The organism is Dyadobacter frigoris, assembly GCF_005280585.1.
GTDB lineage: Bacteria > Bacteroidota > Bacteroidia > Cytophagales > Spirosomataceae > Dyadobacter > Dyadobacter frigoris.
In genome coordinates this window covers 629,557-652,619 of sequence record NZ_SZVO01000002.1, presented here as the reverse complement: position 1 = coordinate 652,619, position 23,063 = coordinate 629,557, and the positions used below count along the sequence as shown (strand labels likewise).

Annotated in this window: 15 protein-coding genes; 10 read left to right on the top strand and 5 right to left on the bottom strand. The window is 39.7% G+C overall.

The window, feature by feature from the left end:
• Window positions 1-87: 87 nt before the first annotated feature.
• Both rsgA and mce read left to right on the top strand, forming a co-directional pair.
• Window positions 88-1,023: a ribosome small subunit-dependent GTPase A gene (rsgA, locus tag FDK13_RS06400; protein ID WP_137339150.1), complete on the top strand. Its 936-nt coding sequence runs from the start codon at window positions 88-90 to the stop codon at window positions 1,021-1,023.
• Window positions 1,024-1,047: 24 nt separating this feature from the next.
• Window positions 1,048-1,461 (top strand): methylmalonyl-CoA epimerase, encoded by a 414-nt coding sequence (mce, locus tag FDK13_RS06395; protein ID WP_137339149.1) that lies wholly within the window; start codon window positions 1,048-1,050, stop codon window positions 1,459-1,461.
• A 36-nt stretch (window positions 1,462-1,497) separates the two neighbouring features.
• On the opposite strand, the gene tamL is transcribed toward mce, so the two are convergent.
• From tamL to FDK13_RS06380, 3 genes are all read right to left on the bottom strand, one after another.
• Window positions 1,498-3,951: a translocation and assembly module lipoprotein TamL gene (gene tamL / locus FDK13_RS06390; protein ID WP_137339148.1), complete on the bottom strand. Its 2,454-nt coding sequence runs from the start codon at window positions 3,949-3,951 to the stop codon at window positions 1,498-1,500.
• On the bottom strand, window positions 3,941-8,872 hold the full coding sequence (locus FDK13_RS06385) for a translocation/assembly module TamB domain-containing protein (protein WP_137339147.1): 4,932 nt from the start codon (window positions 8,870-8,872) through the stop codon (window positions 3,941-3,943). The genes tamL and FDK13_RS06385 overlap by 11 nt, the downstream gene beginning before the upstream one ends.
• A 140-nt stretch (window positions 8,873-9,012) precedes the next feature.
• Entirely contained in the window at window positions 9,013-9,729 is a 717-nt protein-coding gene (locus tag FDK13_RS06380) for a hypothetical protein (RefSeq protein WP_137339146.1), read from the bottom strand.
• 11 nt (window positions 9,730-9,740) lie between these two features.
• Between FDK13_RS06380 and FDK13_RS06375 the strand changes: the two genes are divergently transcribed.
• Window positions 9,741-10,046, top strand: coding sequence for a hypothetical protein (locus FDK13_RS06375; protein ID WP_137339145.1), 306 nt, complete (start codon window positions 9,741-9,743; stop codon window positions 10,044-10,046).
• 19 nt (window positions 10,047-10,065) lie between these two features.
• On the opposite strand, the gene FDK13_RS06370 is transcribed toward FDK13_RS06375, so the two are convergent.
• Window positions 10,066-12,495 carry a TonB-dependent receptor gene (locus FDK13_RS06370; protein WP_229215923.1) on the bottom strand — a complete coding sequence of 810 codons (2,430 nt, stop codon included), beginning with the start codon at window positions 12,493-12,495 and terminating at the stop codon, window positions 10,066-10,068.
• A gap of 239 nt (window positions 12,496-12,734) precedes the next feature.
• Between FDK13_RS06370 and FDK13_RS06365 the strand changes: the two genes are divergently transcribed.
• Together FDK13_RS06365 and FDK13_RS06360 are read left to right on the top strand one after the other, a co-directional pair.
• Window positions 12,735-14,363 (top strand): beta-N-acetylhexosaminidase, encoded by a 1,629-nt coding sequence (locus FDK13_RS06365; protein WP_137339144.1) that lies wholly within the window; start codon window positions 12,735-12,737, stop codon window positions 14,361-14,363.
• A gap of 90 nt (window positions 14,364-14,453) precedes the next feature.
• Complete coding sequence (locus tag FDK13_RS06360; protein ID WP_137339143.1) at window positions 14,454-14,678, top strand: hypothetical protein; 225 nt, start codon at window positions 14,454-14,456, stop codon at window positions 14,676-14,678.
• A gap of 133 nt (window positions 14,679-14,811) precedes the next feature.
• Here FDK13_RS06360 and FDK13_RS06355 read toward each other — a convergent pair whose 3' ends face one another.
• Window positions 14,812-15,468 (bottom strand): tetratricopeptide repeat protein, encoded by a 657-nt coding sequence (locus tag FDK13_RS06355; RefSeq protein ID WP_137339142.1) that lies wholly within the window; start codon window positions 15,466-15,468, stop codon window positions 14,812-14,814.
• A gap of 190 nt (window positions 15,469-15,658) precedes the next feature.
• Between FDK13_RS06355 and FDK13_RS06350 the strand changes: the two genes are divergently transcribed.
• The 5 genes from FDK13_RS06350 (at window position 15,659) to FDK13_RS06330 (ending at window position 22,947) form a co-directional block, all read left to right on the top strand.
• Window positions 15,659-16,690 carry a quinone-dependent dihydroorotate dehydrogenase gene (locus tag FDK13_RS06350; protein ID WP_137339141.1) on the top strand — a complete coding sequence of 344 codons (1,032 nt, stop codon included), beginning with the start codon at window positions 15,659-15,661 and terminating at the stop codon, window positions 16,688-16,690.
• A gap of 65 nt (window positions 16,691-16,755) precedes the next feature.
• Window positions 16,756-19,317, top strand: coding sequence for an FtsK/SpoIIIE family DNA translocase (locus tag FDK13_RS06345; protein WP_137339140.1), 2,562 nt, complete (start codon window positions 16,756-16,758; stop codon window positions 19,315-19,317).
• A 192-nt stretch (window positions 19,318-19,509) separates the two neighbouring features.
• Complete coding sequence (locus FDK13_RS06340) at window positions 19,510-20,754, top strand: alpha/beta hydrolase family protein (RefSeq protein WP_137339139.1); 1,245 nt, start codon at window positions 19,510-19,512, stop codon at window positions 20,752-20,754.
• 36 nt (window positions 20,755-20,790) lie between these two features.
• Window positions 20,791-22,041, top strand: a complete 1,251-nt coding sequence (fucP, locus tag FDK13_RS06335; RefSeq protein WP_137339138.1) for an L-fucose:H+ symporter permease — start codon at window positions 20,791-20,793, stop codon at window positions 22,039-22,041.
• A gap of 6 nt (window positions 22,042-22,047) precedes the next feature.
• Complete coding sequence (locus FDK13_RS06330) at window positions 22,048-22,947, top strand: ROK family protein (protein WP_137339137.1); 900 nt, start codon at window positions 22,048-22,050, stop codon at window positions 22,945-22,947.
• Window positions 22,948-23,063 lie beyond the last annotated feature (116 nt).

Here is a 23,063-nt window from a genome sequence, read left to right as displayed (position 1 = left end):
AAAGCTTTTAGAATTATTTATTCTTTGCACTAATCAAGCCTGAAAGTTCTGTTATATTCGTTATTGCATTCATATTAAATAGTTGGAATGGAGTTTGAAAAAGGATTGGTGATTCGCTCGACAGGATCCTGGTATGAAGTCAGGGATGATCGGGACGGACACATTTGGCAGTGCCGGTTGAAAGGCAAATTTAAAACGATGGGATTGAAAGTTACAAATCCCATTGCAGTAGGAGATTTTGTGCGTTTTGAAATTGAGGATGAAAATGAAAATTCAGGTATTATATACGAAATTCTTCCCAGGATAAATTATGTAGTTCGTGCGTCTGTACATAAAACGGCGCATTCACATTTAATTGCAGCGAATGTTGATCAGGCGATTTTAATTGCCACATTGGTTTTTCCAAGAACTTCCCTTGGATTTATTGACAGATTTCTGGTAGCGATCGAGTCTTTCCGGATTCCTGGTGTTATTATTTTTAACAAACAGGATTTGTTAAATGATGAGATCAAGGAATTTCAGACAGAACTCATGGATTTATATACCAGCCTGGGTTATACCTGTTTGGCTACAACGGCGGTTACGGGCGAAGGTTTGGAAGATTTTAGTCAGCTTTTACGTGGAAAAGTTTCACTTTTATCCGGGCATTCTGGTGTTGGGAAATCTACTTTGGTCAATACAATAGCACCGACGCTGGATATTAAAACACAGGAAGTTTCAACTTTTGCCAATAAAGGAGTTCATACAACGACTTTCGCAGAAATGTTTGAACTGGAACCAGGAACATTTATTATAGATTCTCCCGGAATTAAGGAACTTGGGCTGGCGGACATGAAACCGGAAGAAATCAGTCATTATTTCCCCGAAATGCGTATTAGATTAAATGAATGCCGTTTCAATAATTGCCAGCATATCAATGAGCCGGGCTGTGCCATAAAAGATGCGGTGAGTGCAGGTGAAATTGCTTTCAGCCGTTATGAGAGTTATTTAAGTATGGTTGGGGGAGGAGATAACCGCCGATAAGTAAATCCATTATTTCTGAAAAGCATGAAGAACGTTGAACATATCGGAATTGCTGTCAGGGATCTTGAAGCTGCTGAGAAATTGTTTGGTACTTTGTTCAACACGCAGCCTTATAAAAGAGAAGCCGTAGCATCTGAATTTGTTGAAACTTCTTTTTTTCAGATCAATCAGACAAAAATCGAATTGCTGGAAGCTACAAATTCCGATAGTGCTATTGCTAAATTTATCGAGAAAAAAGGAGAAGGATTTCATCATATCGCTTTTGAAGTGGAGGATATTTTATCCGAAATGGAACGATTGAAAAGTGAAGGTTTCATTTTGTTGAATGATAAACCAAAAAAGGGTGCAGACAATAAGTTAGTCTGTTTCCTGCATCCGAAAGGAACGAATGGAATGTTGATCGAGCTTTGCCAGGAAATCAAAAAGCCGCATCTGTGAGAATCCGGCTTTTTGATTTTATAATTTACTATTAGGTTAGAACGGAAGTCCTACGGCAATATTGAGCACTAAATTTTCCTTACGCCATGTTTTGTTTCCAAAATTAATCTCGTTAAATACCCATGGATTTTTATATTTAACCGGCGCACTTGGATCTAAAGGAGCGTTTGGATCTACATCCACAGGTGTGACCGTATACCATGGTTTTCTAAATGGAGTAGCCAGATCCAGACGGAAAATAAGGAAGGAGAAATCGAGCCGTAAACCGATTCCGCCACCTACGGCTAACTGATTCAGGAAATTCTTTTTGAAAACTGACTCGGCTCCGAAACCGTCCAGAGCATTACCACGATAAGACCATATATTCCCGGCATCGACAAAAATCGCACCGCCAATAATATCTGTAAATTTCATCCTGACTTCAGAATTGGCTTCCAGTCGGATATCACCGAAAGATTTATAGCCAAAAAGCCGGACAGAGGCCGTATCCTGGTTATAGGCGCCAGGCCCAAGTGCTCTGGCCCTGAAGGCCCGGAGTCCGGTGCTTCCTCCTGCAAAATATTGTTTAAATTGAGGAAGCTGCATCGTCCGTGAATTGCCAAATGGAATTCCCACGCCTGCCAGAATTCGGTTTGCCCATTTAATTTTTGAATTAATGGTTCTGTAATAACGAACATCGCCATCAAATTTAGCAAACTGTAAGATAGGTACGCCAAATAATTCCTTTGGTGCATTTGCAGAAGTATCTCCTTTACTTTTCTTACCAAATAAACTGAGCAAGTTTCCTCCATAGTCGATCCCACCCGACATTACAAACTGATTTTTGCTGAAAGGCCTCTGCTTTGGCCGGAAAGAAACGGAATAATTAGATCCCATGATCAAATATTTGGTTTCAATAAGTTTTATATAACGATCTACTTCCAATGGGCTTAAACTTTGACTAAAAATAATATTGCTATACGTTGTTGAATTAATATTTGTCGGTTCAATAAAGTTGAGCGCAATAGGTGTTAGGGTATGTTCCAGACGTGCGCTTTTGCTCCAGACATAAGAATAATCAAAACGTATGGATCTGGTTGTATAAAAATCTTTTTGAATTCTGTTCTCGTAAGTTAAAGCCAGAATCGTTTTGGGTAAAAGCTGACTTTTTTCTGGTCGGATTTTTACAAATGGAATTATAAATCGGGGAATTGATAAACTCGCTATGGCACCATACCTTACAAATTCATTACCTACTCTTCCTGGGTTTTCTACCCTGTTGCCTCCAAGCTGAATATCAAAACCGAAATAGGGGCTCAATGTTAATATTTCTCCGCCTCTGAAAAAATTCCGGTTTTTCAGGTTGAATCTTAAATCAGAACCACCCAGATTGTTAGATTTTGTACTGGCACTTAAGACCGTTTGAAGTGATTTTTTCTTTAACGGAGAAAGATTATAGTAGACATCCAGCATTGCAGAATCTGACCTTGGAACGAGTTCAAAGCTATTTTTGACAAACTTGAAATTCTGGAAATTAACAAGTCGTGTTACGGAAAGATCCTGCGCTGTATTGGTGTATAAAATACCTCTCCGAAAGGCGATGGCGTCATAAAATATCCTGCGTTTGTAAAGTTTTCCTGGATCGTTGATCGTTATTCCCCGGCGAAGTGGTCCCTTATTCACTGCACTATCAGCGCTTTTATCGGCATTCGTACCAGTGTTAACATAAATCCGGTTGATATAATATTGCTTTAAAGCAGTCTGAGCAGTCTCTTTTTTTACTTCAACATAAAGGTTTACCTGCTGCGGAGCCATGGTTGAATCCTGTCGGCCAATGGTTGAGTCCACTCTCACAATAAGATAATCAGGGTTGAAATAATAGTACCCTTTTCCTTTAAGCAATTGCTCAATGCGCAACCGTTCAGATGTAACCACTTCAAGTCTTATTGGATCTCCTTTTCTGAGATACGAATCTTTCTTTGCCCGAACCAGATCTTTGTTAAATTGTGCACTGTCGGAAACTACAAAGTTGACCTCATTGATAAAATACCGGGGCATTACATACGCCTCATAATCGGCAGTAGCAGTTTTTTTCTTTATGTTATAATTCAGCTTTCCCTTCGCCGACGATTTATAATAACCTTCATTATCCATGAAACCAACCATGTTGGCTGCATTGATATCCACAATTCTCTGGTTGGCATAAACAGGCGGCTGTCCCAGTTTCTTGCGGAACCAGCTACGTATACCACCCTCATCTTTTGGTGTGCCGATCCAGTAATAAAACCATACTTTCCATGGGAATCCCAAGATTGTTTTATTTGGCGGGGGCTTTATAATCGCTTCCAGATTCGTTGCCAGATCGGCCACTTTGGGCTTGGTAAGGGTATCCGGAGTCACTTTTACACTATTCCCGACGTACAGGCTTTGGCCAGCCGGGACGTACTTTCTTACCGAGCAGCTGCCCAGCAGGATACATATCACTAAGATGGCTAAAGTATTAATTCTCATTTTTTTGCTTTTGAAAAATTTCACGGAACAAATCGTAGTCGGCCGTTATAATAAAACTCACACCTGTTTCAATAATAAATCCTTCCAGAATAGACTGATACTGGTTTTTTCTAAATCCCCGGAAGAGATATCTTCCGTCCTTGCTAAGGGAGTAATCCAGCGCGATATTGTCAAATACCTCGGATGAACTTGGCGTTTGAGATTTACTTTCCAGTTCAAAGTTTTTTCCAACTGAAATTTTTAGTCTGTCGTTCAGGAAAGCTTTGCTTAAACCAACATTTAAATCAGTTCTTGAACCTGACGTCTGGTCGGTTGATGAATTAAGATTCAAATCCAGATTAACTCCTTTGACCAGGTCTCCGGCGAGGTTGTTCAACTGATCACTAATCAACTGGCTAACACTTTGACGTGCAATTTGTTCGGCACTTGAACCGATATTAAAGCCTGAAGAAGTCTGATCGGTTATGAACTTATTTGTGATCAAAAGGGCAAAGGCCTGTTTGTTCATTTCGGAAGGACTCTGTTTCATATCGTTCCAAAATGTCAGATTCATAAGATCATTTTTGAAACTTTCAGGAGCCTCAGTTCCAGGTTCTACGTTGAAGGTAATGTTAGGTGTAGAAAGATTTCCTGTAATGATAATCTGGACTTCGATTGGAATTTTTCTTTCGCCTTTGTAATTATTATCAATCGATCCGGGATCAACCATAACCGGATAAACGGCAGTAATATTTAGGTCCGCTTTCATCGGATCTCCCGTCCAGATCAGGTTGCTTCCTTTGCGGATTTCAAAATTTCTCTTTAATATTTGCAGTGTTAAATCATAGGAACCTTGCGTCAGATCATAAGCTCCGATCAGGTATAATTGTCCGTTAGGAGAAATACCGGTGTTTAGCTTCGCATTTCCTTTCAGTTTGATATTGTCACCATTCAGTTCGTCAATGACTACCGTAAATTGAGATTTGTCATCGACATCAATATCCAACGAAATTTGAGAAGCAAAATCAACAACGATTTGTTTGGCAGCTTCTAACGAATCAACTTTTTCGACTTTTGCCAATTCGCTCATATCGACAAATTCAATCACACCTTTACTTGCATCACCCGCTTCGGTAGCATTGTTGGACATCACAACTGTAACATTACTTTCCGGGTCCAGTTTTACATTACCATCCACAATTGAGTTGCTGCCTCTCCCTTTTACCGTCAGTTTTGCGTCAATAATTGCTTTCCCATAGAAAAGATCATTTTCTTTTTGGGTTGAACTTAGTACTGTAAAGTTTTTCGCGTCAATTTTAAGGTCATATCTCACGTCGGGAATCGTTGCAATATTGATGTTACCGTTAACTTTCAATTGTTGTTTCAAAGAATCCGCAACAATGAAATTATTGAAATTTATATCCTGACCGTTAAAATTGATTTTTTGGTTGGTCAAAGAATATCTGGCGCCAAGCTGGGTAACATTGAAAGCAACATCATCAAAGTTGATAGCACCATTTAGCTTCGGACTATCCGTTGAACCTGTAATCTTTGCCTGTCCTGAAAGATTCCCGGTAGCGCGTTTAAGTTGTCCAAAACTAAAAGCCTCAACCGTTTCTGCTCCGAATTTTTTCAAATCCAAAGTGAAATCCAAAGGATTTTCCTCTTTTATACGATAAGCTCCATAAAGGCGCATGTCGTTTTTATCGCTTAATAAAGTCATTCCAACCCGTATTCTGTCTTCGGTTTCATTGGTTGAACGAATGGCCAGATTACCGACAGGGATTTTCATCAAGGCAAGATTGTTAATCGACAACTGACCTGTATAAACCGGAGAAACCATATAATTACTCAATAGAATCTTACCGCTTAAAGTACCGGAAGCCATTGTTGAATCGCGGGTGGCAAGTGCCACAAACTGGCCGATAGAAATACTGTCAGCAGTTATATCCAACGGACTATTTGGCGCATCAGTCGAAGAGTTGATCGTGAGAGATTGATAGTCGCTACGAATAACAAAATTTTTAACCAAAACACTATCAGGTGCGTATTGCACATAACCTTCGCTATCAGTTGCCCATTTTTTGTAATCAATTAATAACCCTTCACGTAAACGTAACTGATAACGATTGTCAACCAGTGCGAGATCTCCGTTAATTCCATGACGATCGGTATTTACCGAATCTTTCACCATGAAATTAAACTTCACATCATTTTTAGCAATATCCGTTTTAAGCGAAGCATTCTGAACTCGGAAACCGCCTGTTTGAACACTACCAACGTAGGCATTCATCACTGCTTTTTCCTTTACACTGCTCAAATTAACGAGTACCTTCTCAGTATGGATGCTGTCATATTCTACCAAGGGAATGCTAAGGTTAGCAATGACCGTAGAATCCTGTTGATTGTTTAATTCGGCGTGAAGAACAACCGGTTTTAGTTCCGTTAGTTGTGGAGCAAATATTTTGAAAAGCGGATGATCCATAAGGGCCGCGTCCAAAGTGAAATTAGTTGGTTTGGTAACAGGCTTGTAGGTAAGGCCTGGAACTGCGAAATGTTTGCTGGTCTCCGTTAAAATCGCATCTGCAATTTCTGTGTAAACAAATTTTCCTTCCAGCTTCGCGTTCAAAAACGGTGATTTTATCGTTGCTCTTTTATTGTCGGCCGTATCAGTCAATAGTACCGTCATATCAGAAATACTGACCGGCCTTTTGTGATGCGTTAACAAAAGATCAGTGACAGCGATTGTTCCCAGCGGATTTTCCGGATTGGTAGACGGCATGTCTATTTTAATATTTCCTTTAACCTTTAGAGAATCATTATAAAGATGAAGAGCCGTTAAATCCATATGATCAATCTGCGCTTCACCTTTCACGCTTGGAAATTCTTTTGAAAGATCCGCTTGTCCGCTCAAAGAAATACCGATATTCTCGTCTTTCATGTTGGCCTCAAGATTTGCCAGTCCATGGTCTATATCACCTTTTAGTGTCAGGTTATTGTAGACGTAGCCTTGTATATCAGCACTTTGGATCGTTCCGTTCAGCCGCGCTTTCATTTTGGATGGCGTGTAGCCAATCCCTGCTAATTGCGTTGAAAGTGTTAATTTTCCTAATTGCTGTGAAGGCTGTTTCAGCATTTTACCCATATCAAAATCGGTAAAGCTTAACATGCCGTCATATTTGGCTTTGATACTATCTGTGATATTTTGAAGGTTTCCGGTAAATGTACCGTTACCAAAAGAAGTGTTGATGTTGGTGGTCAGTGTAAGGTTCGTCATAGAGCCGTTCACTTTCCCGGTGATTTTTATTGTTTCAGGAAGCTCAATACCGGAAGGTAAGGCGCTGTCCGGAAGCATTTTCATTAAGTCAGTTTTTGTAAAAGACAATTCGTTAATCGTCATATCGGCCGATAATTTATCAGCATCAGGCAACCCGCGAATTCGTCCATCCAAACTTAAAACCGTTCCGTCAAGCATACTGAAACGCGCTTTTGAAATCAGCATATCATCCACAGATCCCGTAACGAGGCCGGAGCCTTTTACAACGCCATTTGGCTCTTTATCGAAGGGCGGTGTTTTTTCAAGATCGGGCACTAGCAATAAAATATCAGAGAAAGCAAGATGTGTATCCTTCAGATTCAGACGGATTTTAACCTTGTTTAAATTTTTGGTAAGATCATCGATATTGTTGTAACGTAAAGTCAATTCATCTCTGAGAAGTGTTTTCGGTGTTTGAAAATAAAGTTTTCGCAGATAGGTTTGTTTGGCACCATAGCCAAAATCCGTTCGAAGTGCCAATACTTTAAATCCACTTTTATCTTCAAAAGAGCTCTTTGTTAATTTTCCGGTAATGTTATCGGCTGAGAAAAGAAAATCCTTTAAGTCAACATTTAATTTCTTCACATTTAAATGCGCGTAGTCAAGGCCTTTTGCGATTGGTTTTGAATTGAAATCGTCGTAGCGCAAACCTGTATTGACTACTTTAATATCTTTTACAACCGCAAACCAGCCTGGAGTTTCCGTGGTATCTGGTTTGGCAGCCGGCGGACTGGTTTTAGAAGTTGCTTTTTTAGCAAATTCAGCATAAGCCGTCATGTTTTCAATAAGTACACTTTCAACATTTACGCGTTGACTTCCCATGTAAATGCTGTTGATCTTACCTTTCAAAGTACCGACCGTAATACCATTGTTTAAGCCGGAAGTTTCATCCGTGAAAACCCAGTTGAACTTTGATATGTCCACGTTCCCAAGTTTCAAATCCAGTGAATCGGCAGGATTTGAAGGCGTAACGAGCGTATCAACAACCAGGGCTTTGTACATCCGAAGTTTTGCTGCGCTGTTATAAAGTGCAATTTTGGTCGGGTGGTATTGGGAAAGTGTTGGGTTGAATTTATCAAATGAAACGTAAGCAGAATCGATGTTTGCGTCCGCATCAGTTCCGATAACCGCATCTTTGTATGACAGCCGGACTTGTTTCAAAAGTATTTTGTCCAAACGCATTTCCAAAGGTTTGGAGGTAGTATCAACGGGAGCCGCAGGATCGGTACTGGCAAATGCGTCAACGATAAACTGGAAGTTGAAAACAGTGTCCGGCAAGGTCCGGTGAATATTGGCAACTGCGCCTTCCAGTTCAATTTTATTAATCCCAACATTTCCTTTGATCAGCGAATACATGTCCATATCAACACGCAGCATTTTTCCTGAAACCAAAGTGTCACCCTTTTGATCCGCAAAATAAACGCCTTCCAACACAATCCAATCGGGAATGTCGAATCGTATTTTTTCTACATTAAGTTTGGTTTTTAATTTTTTGCGCAAATAATCATTTGCTTGTGTAGTCAGAAAGTTTTGACCGGCAGGCGTTTGGATACCCCATATTAACACACCAATCAGAATTAAAACTGTCAGTATTATTATTGCCAATACTTTTAGTGCTTTCTTCATTCTTTAAAGTTATTCCATCCATTTCAACGAAGCAGGATGGGTGAAGTTTTCTTAATGACTGGTTTTACAATCACATGAGTAGTACATTATCTGTCAATACAGAACAATATACTACTCATGGCATTATCTACAAATAATAATTAGCGTTTGAATAATTCAGGGCTAACAGCATCATTAATTGATATGGAAGATGTAACGCTCAGCGGTTTTTTATCAACATTGTTTATTTCAACAAGTTTGGCAGGATAAAGCAATCCAAAAGCTGATTTGGTATATCCGGAGAAGTCTGTTACTGTTTCTACACCTGCAAGTGTTTCTTTCTGGCGGGTAAGCAAACCTGTTTTTGCATCGAAATACAAATTATATTTCACTCCTTTTCCCTGCAATTCAACCTGGTTAGTAGCTACGCCATTTATTGTTTCAGTGCCAACAGTAGTTGCAATAAATCCGCGGTTTTGGTAATCTATGAAAGGAACCAGATTTTCGTACATTTCATATTTCATGGCGTCTTTTTCTGCCTGACTCAGATCTTTTACATCCACCTTATTTCCAAGTGGCACTTTAACCCATGCATCAGCACCTTTCATCGTATACACAAAGGCGCGGTTCATAATGGTTTTAGACTTGTATACCGAGTTGTCGGCCATGGAAACAGCTACGCTGGATGTGTAAGGCGTCGTGGTGGCCGAAGTGTAGCTTCGTTTAAGACTATATGTTTTTATATTTTGCCAAAGTGCTTTCCCACCAGTTGCTTTGTAATAATTATCAAAAATAGTGTCAGCAGGAATTCTGGTTTGGGCAAAAATTGATGCAGAAGCTAAAAATATAGCAAGTGAAATTCCGATGAATCTTTTCATTTGAACGGGTTGTGTTAAGTTATAAATATGTTACGGCTATTATCTATATAAGTAACCTGAAATTCCAAAAATATTGGACTGATTATCTTGTTTATACTGATAAAAGTAAAAATACCATATTTATTGCAGCAAGTGGCAAAAACCGTTCCAGTGCCTTGCGTACTTTAAATTTTGAACGTATCGGGGATATATGTTTGGTCGGGATTTATTCTTTCGCGACAATAACAAATGCCGAAGCAAAAATGGATGGCCTTTATTTTGTTGAAACAAAAAATAAGGGAAGAAAGAGTATTATTCTCTTCTTCCCTTATTATTAGTTACTTATGATTTTAAAGATCAGGATTCGTCTCCACTCATGGATATTTTTCCAAACCGGTATTGAAATGTCAGATTAACCAAACGGTTTGTTTGCTGCCATAAAGAATTTTGCAGATAGGTATCAGTAGCAAGCTGACTTTTGTAGGCGCGGGAGAGAAAAATGTCCTGAATATTAAAAGAAAGTGTTGCTTTTTTTTCCATTAAATCTTTTCTTATTCCCATGTTTGCCACAAAAACGCCTTGACGTGTACCCTGTGCAATCGCTCTCGGACCTTCATAATTAACATAAGCCGAAGCTTTAAAATCAAGAGGCAGCGATACAAAAGCATTCAGGTTTCCTGAATAACTCCATGTACGGTTATCAATATTAGCCAGCGCCGAAACGACTTCACTTCTGAAAAATCTGCCGCTGCCATTGATCTTTAAAATATCACCGAATTTTTGTGAAAAGTCAGTTTCAAATCCATAATTAAGCTCTTTTCCAATGTTGTCATATTGTGTAAGTGAAATTCCTTCCGCGTTGATTGTTCTTAAACGCGTAATGGCATTATTCGAATAATCCATAAAAAGTGATGGTCCCCATCCGCCATTTTCTTCATAATTGGAGTAAGCCATTTCTGCTTTGTGCGTAAATTCCGGACGAAGATTTGGATTTCCTGTCTGGATATTTTTTGGATCAGAAACGTCAGTGTAAGGATTAAGCCAATCAGCTTCCGGACGCTGAACGCGCCGGCTGTAATTTAATTTAATCAGGGAATTGTCATCCAGTTTTCTGCTTATTGCCAATGACGGAGAAAGTGTCAGGAAATTAACCGAGAAATCTCTTCCGGCGCTAATCTGATCAATTTCCTGGTCAGAATCCGTTAACCTCAAACCTGCACGTAAACCCCAGAGATCTGTTTTCTGGGAGAAGTTCATGTATCCGGTATAAATAGAATTTTTATACCCGAAGACATTGCTGATCGTATTATTAAATTCAAAATTTCCTGACTCAGCATTCAGCAGATAAAAATTATTGGTGTTATCATTCGTATTGAAACGCGTACGGAAACCCACTTCAAATGTAGCTTTCGTAGTAATAGGTAAGGTGAAATCCGTATTCAGGAAAAGCGCTTTGCTTTTTCCTGTCCGCATGTTTTGCTGATATTTTGATAAGCTATCCACATCATCAACCTGATCATACATCGAATTATTTGTAGATTGGCCCTCAGAATAATTTGCGGTAAAAGTCAACAGCTCATCTTTTTTGCTGAACTTCCGGCGGTAGTCGAAACTTGTACTCAAATTATTTCCATTGCCTTTGCTTTGGTTAATTCTGTCAAAATGATCGAGTACCTGGCCTGTTAAAAGTGCAGAATTATTAACTAAATCGCTTTTCGTTTTACTTTGATCACGGGAGTAATTTACGCTAAGTTCAACGCTGTTCTTATCGTTGATATCGTAATTGGCCCCAAAGCGGCCAAAAAGATTTTTATTCTTATTATTTCCCGTTCCGCGCTGTTCCAGTCGGGATGGTTCATCTCCCAGAAAGTTATCGCGGTTTAATCTTCGTTTCCAGAACATGTTGCGGTTTTGCCCATTAACGGAAGCATTTAAACCCAGTTTTCCGGCCCGGTAACTAATATTTCCGGATGCATTATTATTGTTTTTCAAACCAAGACTTGTCCGTGCACCGCCGTTAAGTCCGCGTATCTTATTCTTTTTTGTAATAATATCAATAACACCGGAAGCACCATCGCCTTCGTATTTTGCAGAAGGTGTGGTAGAAACGTCAATACGCTCAATCAGCTCAGCCGGAAAAGATTGCAAGACCGTAGGAAGATCGCTGCCATAAAGCGTTGAAGGTTTTCCATCAATCAAAACGATAACATTTCCTTTTCCCCGAACCTGCGGATTCCCGTTTTCATCCAGCGAAACAGAAGGGAGTTTTGTCAAAAGGTCACTGGCATTGCTGCTGCTCGCAAGCATATCCTTTCCGATTGTGATCATCTTTTTGTCAATATCTTCCACGATCATCGCTTTCTCGCCTCTGATCACAACTTCATTCAGTTTTTGAGAAGATACAATAATAGAAAGCGTTCCCAAATCTGTGATATTGGATTCCGTAGCGACGCTGATGTTTGGGACAAAAAGGGTTTCGTAACCCATGTTTGTTATCCGGAGAATGTAATTTCCGGGTTTTACATCGGGAATTGTAAAAACACCTTTTTCGTCTGTGATAGCACCGCTTGTTACCGTAGAATCTTTTGCCAGTAAAATAGCCACTGTGGCAAAACTAACAGCCTCATTTTTTGGAGCTTCAATTACTTTTCCAATGAGTTTTCCGCCATCCGGCGCACGTTTCGAAAACCGCTTAGAAGCGAAAGTTTGGAAGGAAATGTTTGTGAAAACCAGCGTCATAAATAGAAATGCCGGAAGTCGTTGAGTAAGGGGAAAGTTCTTAAACATTATATTTTTTAAAGTTATCAGGGGTAGGAATTGTTTGTATGCTAAATTCTTAAAAGGTACTAACTGCCTGAAATATACTTGTTAAAGCGAATGGCAGGCTAAAATTATCAACGGTAATATTTTGTTTTTAATTGCACAAAATTATAAAAAAAGTAAGATCACTAGTATTTTAATTGGCAGTTGAATTAACTTGCATAGTTTTTAAATTATTTTAATAAAGAATTCTTAAATCTGACAAAATGAAACGCTTTCTTTTAACAGTACTCTGTTCCTTATGGTTCTGTACAACCTGGGCACAGCCCAATATCATTCCAAAGCCAACTCAGATGCTTGTTGCAAAAGGAGAATGGACGCTTGGGGCAAAATCTAAAATCGGAGCTCCGGCTGATGCAAAATGGACAAAAGTTGCAGAAATGCTCGCTGGTCAAATCAACAAAGCCAGTGGATATTCTCTAAAAACCGTAAAAGGAAAGGGTGATATTTCATTGGTTTTATCTTCAGACGCAAGTTTGGGAGAAGAAGGTTATCGATTATTGTCAACGCCAAAAGGTGTAACAATCCAGGCGCAGACTGCAAAAGGAGCTTTTTACGGAATGCAGTCTTTATTGCAGCTTTTGCCTGTTGAGGTTTTCAGTCCGAAAGTTGTTAGCAACGTAAAATGGGTTGTTCCTTATGTTACGATTAAAGATGTTCCGCGTTATTCTTACCGTGGATTGATGCTGGATGTTGGCCGTCATTTTATGCCTGCTGAATTTGTTAAAAAGTATATCGACTTGATCGCTTTACACAAACAAAACCAGTTTCACTGGCATTTGACTGACGATCAGGGATGGAGAATTGAGATCAAAAAATATCCTGAATTGACAACAATTGGTTCGAAACGTAAGGAAACGATGAAGGGGCATTACAGCGACCAAAAATATGACGGGACTCCTTATGGCGGTTTTTATACGCAGGCAGAAATCAAAGATGTGTTGAAATATGCCGAGGATCGTTTTGTGAATGTAATCCCTGAAATTGAATTGCCAGGTCACGCTTTGGCAGCTTTAACAGCTTATCCTAAACTTGGAAATAATCCTGACAAAATTTATGAAGTTGGAACGAAATGGGGTGTTTATGATGACGTTTTCATGCCTCGTGAAGAAACATTTAAATTCCTGGAAGATGTTTTAACGGAGGTCATTGATCTTTTCCCAAGTAAATATATCCACATTGGTGGAGACGAGTGCCCGAAAACGCAGTGGAAAGAAAGTCGTTTTGCGCAGGATCTTATTAAAAAGGAAAACCTTAAAGACGAGCATGGTTTACAAAGTTATGTGATCAAACGCATTGATAAATTTGTGACCTCAAAAGGCCGTCGTATCATTGGATGGGATGAAATCCTGGAAGGCGGGCTTTCGCCTAATGCTACGGTAATGAGCTGGAGAGGAACGGAAGGAGGAATTGCTGCTGCCAAAGAAGAGCATGATGTGATTATGACACCAAATAATTTTGTGTACCTGGATCACTATCAGGCGGATGCCAAAACGCAGCCGATCGCAATCGGAGGATTTACGGATCTTGCAGAATCGTATTCATACGATCCGACACCAAAAGAATTGACTGCGGAACAGTCAAAACACATTTTGGGTGTTCAGGGCAACGTGTGGACAGAATATATGACGACATCAGATTATGTTGAATACATGGTGTTCCCTCGCGGAATTGCCATTGCCGAAACAGGCTGGACTGCTGCTGACAAAAAAGATTTTGCTGATTTCAGCAAACGTTTGGAAATACACAAAAAACGTCTGGATTATTTAGGCGTTAACTATTTCGGCGCTCCGATCAATGATAAATTCCAGTACAATTGGTCTGCTAAAAAGTAAGGCTTAAAGGTTTTATATTGAAAAGGCATCCTGCTTGTTGGGATGCCTTTTTTGTTATATTTACGTAATCACACTATTAAAACAGCAGATATGAAAAAGAAAAAGTTTTCCAAGGTTTTTAAGACTTTTCAGGAGCTTAACGAATATAACCTTTGGGAAAAGGAAAATAAGATCCTTCAAGAGCGATTTGAAAATTTTTTTATAATGCTTGCTGAGAAAAGGAAATTGTTTCCGAAAGTTGATGATTGGGAAAGAACTAAGTCAGGAAAAAGAAAAATTAAAATTTATACGCCTGATTGGATGAAAGAACGGTAATTTTTTAGAGAGGTTGTGAATATTTATCAAATTTAAGCCCTTATGGAATATAATTCCATAATCATCTTATCAAATAGAAAGTGAAAGAAAATAATACTTTGAAATTTTTTTTTCGAAATATTAATGCAATAACTTAACTTATCGGCAGGTTCCAGCCCCTTACGATAACTGCTTTTCCTTCATGTTTACCCGGAACTAAGATAATTTTCTTAAAGCCTTCAGTTAAAACCACTTGTTCCGCTGCGGTCACGTTATAAGCAATGCAATTTAAGGAGCCATCTTTTTCAATAAACAATTGTAAGAAAAGCCTGCCTCCCTTGAAATTTTTTGGATTGATCCTAGTCTTCTTAAATTGTTGCATGATCTGTTTTTCTAAAACCGGATTAAGCCTCCCAGATTTTACTATTATATCTTCACGTTTATCTCCATTAATGACAAGTGGTTTTTCATCTACGTAATCAACCAGCATGGTATCATAATAAGCAATTTTTTCATGCAATTCTTGCGTTAATACTTTTGCTGCCTCACGGTCGTTCAATTGTACTGCCTTTTGTAATAAAACAATAGCCTCCTCTCTTTTATTTAAGTTTAGCTTTACATAGGCTAAATTGAAAATAATGTCTTTATTTTTCCTGTCAGTTTCTAAAAGTGATTGAAAACAGCTTTCGGCCTTATTCAAATTATTGGATTTTACATAGGTAAGGCACTCTTCAAATTTTTCATTTTGGTTCTGTGAGAAAGATGTAAATGAAGAAAGGATCAGTAATGCGATAAAAATAATTTTTTTCATGAACGAAGATTAAAAAAAGAAAGGCTGTTAACAAATTTATAAAAGTTACATGATTTGCCGCTGTTATTTTTTATATGTTTTTGACTAAGACAAGATGTTTTTTTATTTTGAATAATTAATTCTGTGTCCTTCCAAAAATAAAAAACCCACACCGTTCCTCCCTTCCCCCCAAACATTCTATTTTTGCAGAATGTATAAATATATCCTTTTACCGATCTTCTTCCGGTTCGATGCCGAGCGTATTCATTACTTTGTTTGTGAAATGCTGCAAATCGCTTTTAAAATTCCTGGTGTTCCGGCTTTGCTAAGAAGTTTGTACACATTTGAACATCCTGATCTGGTGCAGGAAGTAGCAGGTTTGCGCTTTCGGAATCCGATTGGTCTGGCTGCTGGTTTTGATAAAAATGCAGAAATGGTCGATCAGCTCGAAGCTTTGGGTTTTGGTTATATTGAAATTGGAACGGTTACGCCGCGCCCTCAGCCCGGAAATGATAAACCACGTCTTTTTCGTGTGAAGGAGGATAAAGGACTTATTAACCGGATGGGTTTTAACAACAAAGGTGCAGCTGTTGCGGCTGCAAAACTACGTTATCGTAAATCAAAAATTCTGGTTGGTGGAAATATTGGTAAAAATAAAGACACGCCAAATGAGCAGGCGCTTAGCGATTACATCATTTGTTTCAATGAATTATTTGATGTTGTTGATTATTTTGTAGTGAATGTAAGCTCGCCAAACACGCCGGGATTGCGTGATTTGCAGGAAAAAGGACCTTTGACAGAAATCCTTCGCGAGCTGCAAATTCGTAATAAACAAAGACCAAATCCAAAACCAATATTTTTGAAAATTGCTCCGGATTTGACTTTCAGTCAGTTGGACGATATTATTGATATTGTGAAAGAAACCGGAATTGCCGGCGTTATTGCTACAAATACTACGATAAGTCGTGCGGATTTAAAAACTTCAAAAGAATCGCTGGATATTATTGGTGCGGGCGGGCTAAGCGGACAACCATTGAAATACCGGGCTACTGAGGTAATTCGTTATCTTTGCGACAGATCAGGAAATGCGTTTCCGGTTATCGGGGTTGGGGGAATAGCTTCCCCGGCGGATGCCCTGGAAAAACGGAATGCCGGCGCAAGTCTGCTGCAAATTTACACCAGCTTCATTTATGAAGGCCCTGGCTTGGTTAAGAAAATCTGCAAGGCAATGGTGGCAAAATAATAGACGGCCTGATTGAAAAAACAGAAAGCACTTCATACATTCATAAAAAATAAGCACCGGGATAAATGTCTGTAAATAAGCTGAGAGGAAACACACAACGAACGAGGACAGAAGAAGAAAGTGTAAGACCCCGGTTCAGATTATCTCTGGATTGGGACAGTATATTTTCAAGCCCGAAAAGTACATTGGCCTGGGGGATTTTTTTCCTTTTGGCCGGGATTATTTTAGAAGTATCGTTTATATCCTATATCGTTACCGGATTAGCCGACCAAAGTATTATTGATGCTTTGGGGCAGGAATCTATTCGTGATGCCGGTCGGCAGACGCGAAATTTTTTAGGCGTGCTTGGTGCTACATTTTCACATATTTTTGTTTACCGGTGGTTTGGAGTCGGTGCGTTATTACTTCCTTTTGTTCCGATTCTGGCCGGGTGGAAAATTGCTTTTGGTAAAGAATTGCTCCCGCTTACACGTGCTACACAAGAAGTTATTTTCTACACGCTTTGGGTGAGTGTGCTGATGGGCTACATTGTGCTGATGAGCAATTCAGAAAATACGATGAGTTTTGCTTCGGGCGGTTTTGGCTACATGGTTAATGTCTGGCTTTTTGACTGGCTTAAATGGGGAAGTATTATACCAATTTTCTTTGCCTTGTTTGTCTTTGCGGTGTACTTCTATGATGCCAAAACATTGGTTGAAAACTGGCAGCGCAAGCCCGAAAAAGAAGAAACGGTTGTTAACGAGGCGGAAGTTCCTGACCAAAATGTAAGTTCAGACATCCCTGATGTTGAAATGGAAATTCAGAAGCAGCCCGTAAAGCAGCCTGAATATGTTTCCGTGGCTAATGACACCTATGACGACGATATCATCATTCCGCGAGTTGTCGAACCTGAAAAAGAAGAGAAACAGAACGGCGTCCATGTACTGGAAGTTTTAAATAAGGAAGAATTTGTAAAACCAGCTGCAATTGTCAGTCCGCCAGTTGTACCTGTACCTGCGACGGATCTTGAACTGGAACTTGAAGTTTCCAGTGAAACGCTTTTGCCAAGAGAAATACGTGAGGTCGTTGATGATGAAGATGTTAACGCTTCTATTCTGCGTGAATTCGGGCAATATGATCCGATGCTGGATTTGCCTTCTTACCAATTTCCGACCTATAATTTGCTGAGTGATGTCATTGACAATCAGCATGAAAAGGTAACACAGGAAGAACTAGAAAGTAACAAAACCAAGATTGTCGAAACCCTTGGAAGTTACGGGATCAATATTTCGAAAATCAAGGCAACCATCGGGCCGACGGTTACGCTGTATGAAATTATTCCGGAAGCTGGTGTAAGGATTTCCAAAATCAAGAATCTTGAAGGTGATATTGCACTAAGTTTGGCGGCTCTCGGGATTCGTATTATTGCGCCTATGCCAGGCCGTGGAACGATTGGTATCGAGGTTCCGAACAAAAATCGGGAAACCGTTTTCATTCGTTCGGTTTTGATGAACGAGCGTTTTCAGAAGTCGACATACGATTTGCCAATTGTCCTGGGGAAAACCATTTCCAATGAAATTCACATTGCAGATTTGGCCAAAATGCCCCATTTACTCATGGCCGGAGCCACCGGACAAGGAAAGTCTGTTGGGCTAAATGTTATCCTGGCATCTTTGATTTACAAAAAGCATCCGGCAGAATTAAAGTTTGTTCTTGTCGATCCTAAAAAAGTAGAATTAACGCTTTTCAACAAACTGGAAAGACACTTTTTGGCAAAATTGCCTAATGCGGACGAAGCGATTATTACTGACACCAAAAAGGTAATTTTTACCCTGAATTCATTGTGTATTGAAATGGATTCACGTTATGATCTTTTGAAAGAAGCTTCTGTAAGAAATCTGAAAGAATACAATACCAAGTTTGCGCAGAGACGACTGAGTCCTGAAAAAGGCCACAAATTTTTGCCCTATATTGTTTTGGTTATTGATGAGCTTGCGGATTTGATGATGACGGCTGGAAAAGAAGTGGAAACACCGATTGCCCGTTTGGCTCAGCTTGCTCGTGCGGTAGGAATTCACCTGGTAGTTGCCACACAGCGGCCATCTGTAAAGGTTATTACCGGTTTGATCAAGGCCAATTTCCCGGCACGTTTATCTTTCCGGGTAACGTCCAGTATTGATTCAAGGACGATTCTTGATATGGGCGGTGCTGAACAATTGGTTGGACAAGGAGATATGCTTCTGGCGATTAATTCAGAAGTAATTCGTTTGCAATGTCCTTTCATTGATACAAGAGAAATTGAAGATGTCTGTGAATTTATCGGTTCTCAACGTGGCTATGACGAAGCTTACGCCTTGCCAGAATACGAAGGCGACGAAAACTCTGAATCCAGAAGTGAAGTAAATACCGATGATTTTGACCAACTGCTTCCAGAGGCAGCACGACTGATCATTACACATCAGCAAGGAAGTACTTCTTTGATACAGCGAAAAATGAAGCTGGGTTACAACCGTGCCGGCCGGATTATGGACCAGCTGGAATTAATCGGTGTCGTTGGCCCATTTACAGGCAGTAAAGCAAGAGACGTTATGTTCCATGATTTAAGCCAGCTGGATGACCATCTAAGATCGATGGGAATTAGCGGATAATTTGACATTCAAGATAGGTAAATGACTTTTGATATATGTTGGTTTAACCTTCATGCATCAAAAGTCATTTTTTTTGTACTAACTGTCAATATTAAATTTTACAACATGGAAAGAGTAATATCAGTAAACTATCACCATTGTATACTTTTGAACGGATAGCCTTATACCGTATTCCTAACCGATAAATCCTTAATGAAAAGTAAATTCTGGTTGTCTTTTTTTTTATTTTCAGTAAGTTTTTTGTCTTATGGCCAAAATGAAGATTCAAATATCCCTGATCCACTAACATTTGATAATGGTACCAAAGTTACTTCTGTAAAACAATGGAATGCGCGAAGGGAAGAATTACTTCAAACTTTTCGGAATGAGATGTACGGCACATCTCCTGGTCGGCCGAAAGACATGCGCTTTGAAGTTTTTGATAACGACAAAAATGCATTAGGCGGAAAAGCTACCCGAAAACAGGTGACTGTTCACATCAAGGAAAATGGCAAAGAGGCCAAATTTGACATTCTTATCTACATCCCGAACAAGGCCAAACATCCCGTTCCTGCCATTATTGGAATTAATTTTATCGGAAACCAGGCAATCAACTCCGATCCCGGAATAAAACTAACCGAAGCCTGGGTTGAAAACAGCAAAATATTTCCCTGTGCAATTAACGGAAAAGCGACTGACGCCTGCCGTGGTGTGAACGCAAGTCAGTGGCAGGTGGACAGTATCATTGATGCAGGTTTTGCTCTGGCCACGATTTACCGGGAAGAAATTGCCTCGGATCGTAAGGAAGAATATTTTCAAACGGGTGTTCATGTTTTATATCCTGAACTTCAAAATCGTGACGATAATTTTAGTACCGTTGCTGCCTGGGCGTGGGCTTTGAGCCGTGGAATGGATTATCTGGAAACGGATAAAGATATTAATGCAAAAAAAGTTGCAGTTTTTGGTTTTTCGAGATTGGGAAAAGCTGCACTTTGGGCTGGTGCTAATGACACTCGTTTTGCCATGGTAATCAGTAACGAATCCGGTGCCGGCGGAGCGAAATTATTCCACCGCGGGATAGGTGAAAATATCCGAAGATTAAACACAGTTTTTCCACATTGGTATGCTAAAAGTTTCAGAAAATACATGGATAAAGACACCTTACTGCCGTTCGATCAGCATCTTATCATTGATTTGATCGCGCCTCGCCCTGTGTACATTGCCAGTTCGGAAGGGGATAAGAATTCTGACCCCGAGGGTGAATTTGCTTCAGCAAAAGAAGCGGATAAGCTCTATCGTTTTTTGAAAACTGACGGACTGCCGGTAAAAGAAATACCTGCCTTAAACAAGTCTGTAATGGGGCAAATCGGCTACCATATCCGGACCGGCGGGCATGACGTGACAAGTTTTGATTGGCAACAGTTTCTAATTTTCTCTAACTTACGCCTCCAAAAATAAAAACATCTAAACAACTAATCTTACAATAAATAAAAAATGAGCTCAATTTCTTCGCCTGGTAAGGAAATAACTAAGGCCAAATTTACAGAAAGCCGATTTCTTGTCACCATGATTTTCGTAACGTCGCTCTTCATGTTATGGGGAATAGCGATCACAATGGGTGATGTTTTGAACAAACATTTTCAGCATACTTTAAGTCTTACCAAAACACAATCTGCTTTTGTTCAATTTGCCATCTTTGGAGCTTATTTTGTAATGGGGATTCCGGCAGGTTTATTCATGAAACGTTTTGGGTATAAAAACGGAGTATTGCTTGGACTTTCTCTTTTTGCCACGGGTTCTTTTTTGTTTGTCCCTGCGGCAAATGCCGGTTCATTTACACTTTTCGGACTTGCATTATTTATTCTTGGTTGCGGCCTTTCTACGCTTGAAACGGTTGCGCATCCATTTGTAGCTTCTCTGGGTGATCAGCGTACAAGTGATCAGCGTATCAACTTTGCTCAGGCTTTTAATGCATTAGGCGCAATTCTGGGACCTGCCATTGGTTCGTACTTTTTATTAAGAAATAATGTTGAAGGAAGTACAGATTTAACTTCTGTTAAGGTTTTATATATCGTTATCGGCAGTGTTATTGCCGGAATAGCAGTTTGCTTTTCTTTTGTAAAAGTACCGCCTTTAACCGATCCTCATGTTGAGGCTCTGGATCCTGATGCAGTCAATATTGATATAAAACCAGGTAAAAAACTGATTGAGCACAAGCATTTTGTATGGGCAGTAATTGCTCAGTTTTTTAATGTAGCGGCACAATCGGGAACCTGGGCGTTTTTCATCAATTACGGTCATGAGAAAATGGGCTTTACGGATGAAGTTGCCGGTAATTATATGGTTCTTTTTATGGCCATGTTATTGGTTGGCCGTTTTGTAGGAACATTTTTAATGCGCTACATAAAACCACATACGCTGCTGGCAATTTTTGCAACCGGCAATGCGGTTATGTGTTTGATCATCACGCAAAGTTTGGGCTGGCCTTCGTTTATAGCGCTGCTGATGCTCAATTTCTTCATGAGTATTATGTTTCCAACCATTTTTAGTCTTGGATTAAAAAATCTTGGTTCACACACACAGCAAGCTTCTTCATTCATTTCTATGGGTGTTGTAGGTGGTGCTCTTTTCCCGTTTGCTATGGGAATGTTGGCAGAGCAAAATGTAGCGACGGCATATTACCTGCCGATCATCTGCTATTTTGTGATATTTTTGTTTGGTTATAAATTTTACAAAGTTCGATAGTATTTAATGAAACTCTGGGGAATAGATTTAGGAGGCACAAAAATAGAATGTGCTGTATTGGATTCAGAAAACGATTTAGCGGTAGTTATCCGCAAAAGGCTGCCAACGGAATCGGATAAGGGATATGAGCATATTTTATCCCAAATAAAAAAGTTGATTGATTTAGTGTCTGAGGAAATAGGAGAGAAACCAGCCAAAGTTGGTTTTGCAACTCCGGGTGTTTCTGAACCGGATACCAATCTGATGAAAAACTCAAATACGACTTGTCTGAATGGTAAGCCGATGCAGAAAGACCTGGAAGACATTCTTGGAATCCCTGTTAAACTTGCCAACGATGCCAACTCTTTTGCGCTTGCAGAAGCACTGATGGGAGCCGGAAAAGACTATCCGGAAGCCGAAGTTGTTTTTGGCGTGATCATGGGAACCGGTGTTGGTGGCGGATTGGTTGTCAACAAAAAGATTATCGGCGGGCATCATGGCATCGGCGGTGAATGGGGACATAATATTCTGGAAGAAAATGGAGAACCTTGTTATTGCGGTAAAAAGGGATGTGTTGAGCAGGTTATTTCCGGCCCGGCATTGGAAAGATTTTACCAGCAGCAAAGCGGTGAAAAATTATCTTTGAAAACAATCCTGGAAAGATATCAGGCAGGTACTGATCTTCACGCAGCAGCAGCGATTGATCGCTTGCTTGAATATTATGGCCGTGCCATTTCTACATTGATTAATGTCCTTGATCCTGGTTTGATTGTTATTGGCGGAGGTGTAGGTAATATTGATCTATTGTATACCGAAGGATACGAAAGAATCAAAAAATATATTTTCAATAACGGTGTAATCACAACGCCTATCCTGAAACCAAGTTTGGGAGATAGTGCTGGAGTTTTTGGGGCAGCGTTGCTATAAAATAATTGTAATATAAAAGTCCTGACTGTGTTGTCCTACGCCGCAAAGCGCTGACAATGCAGCCAGGACTTTGTTTGTTATTTTAAACCTTCATCCCACAACTTTGTCTAAATTCG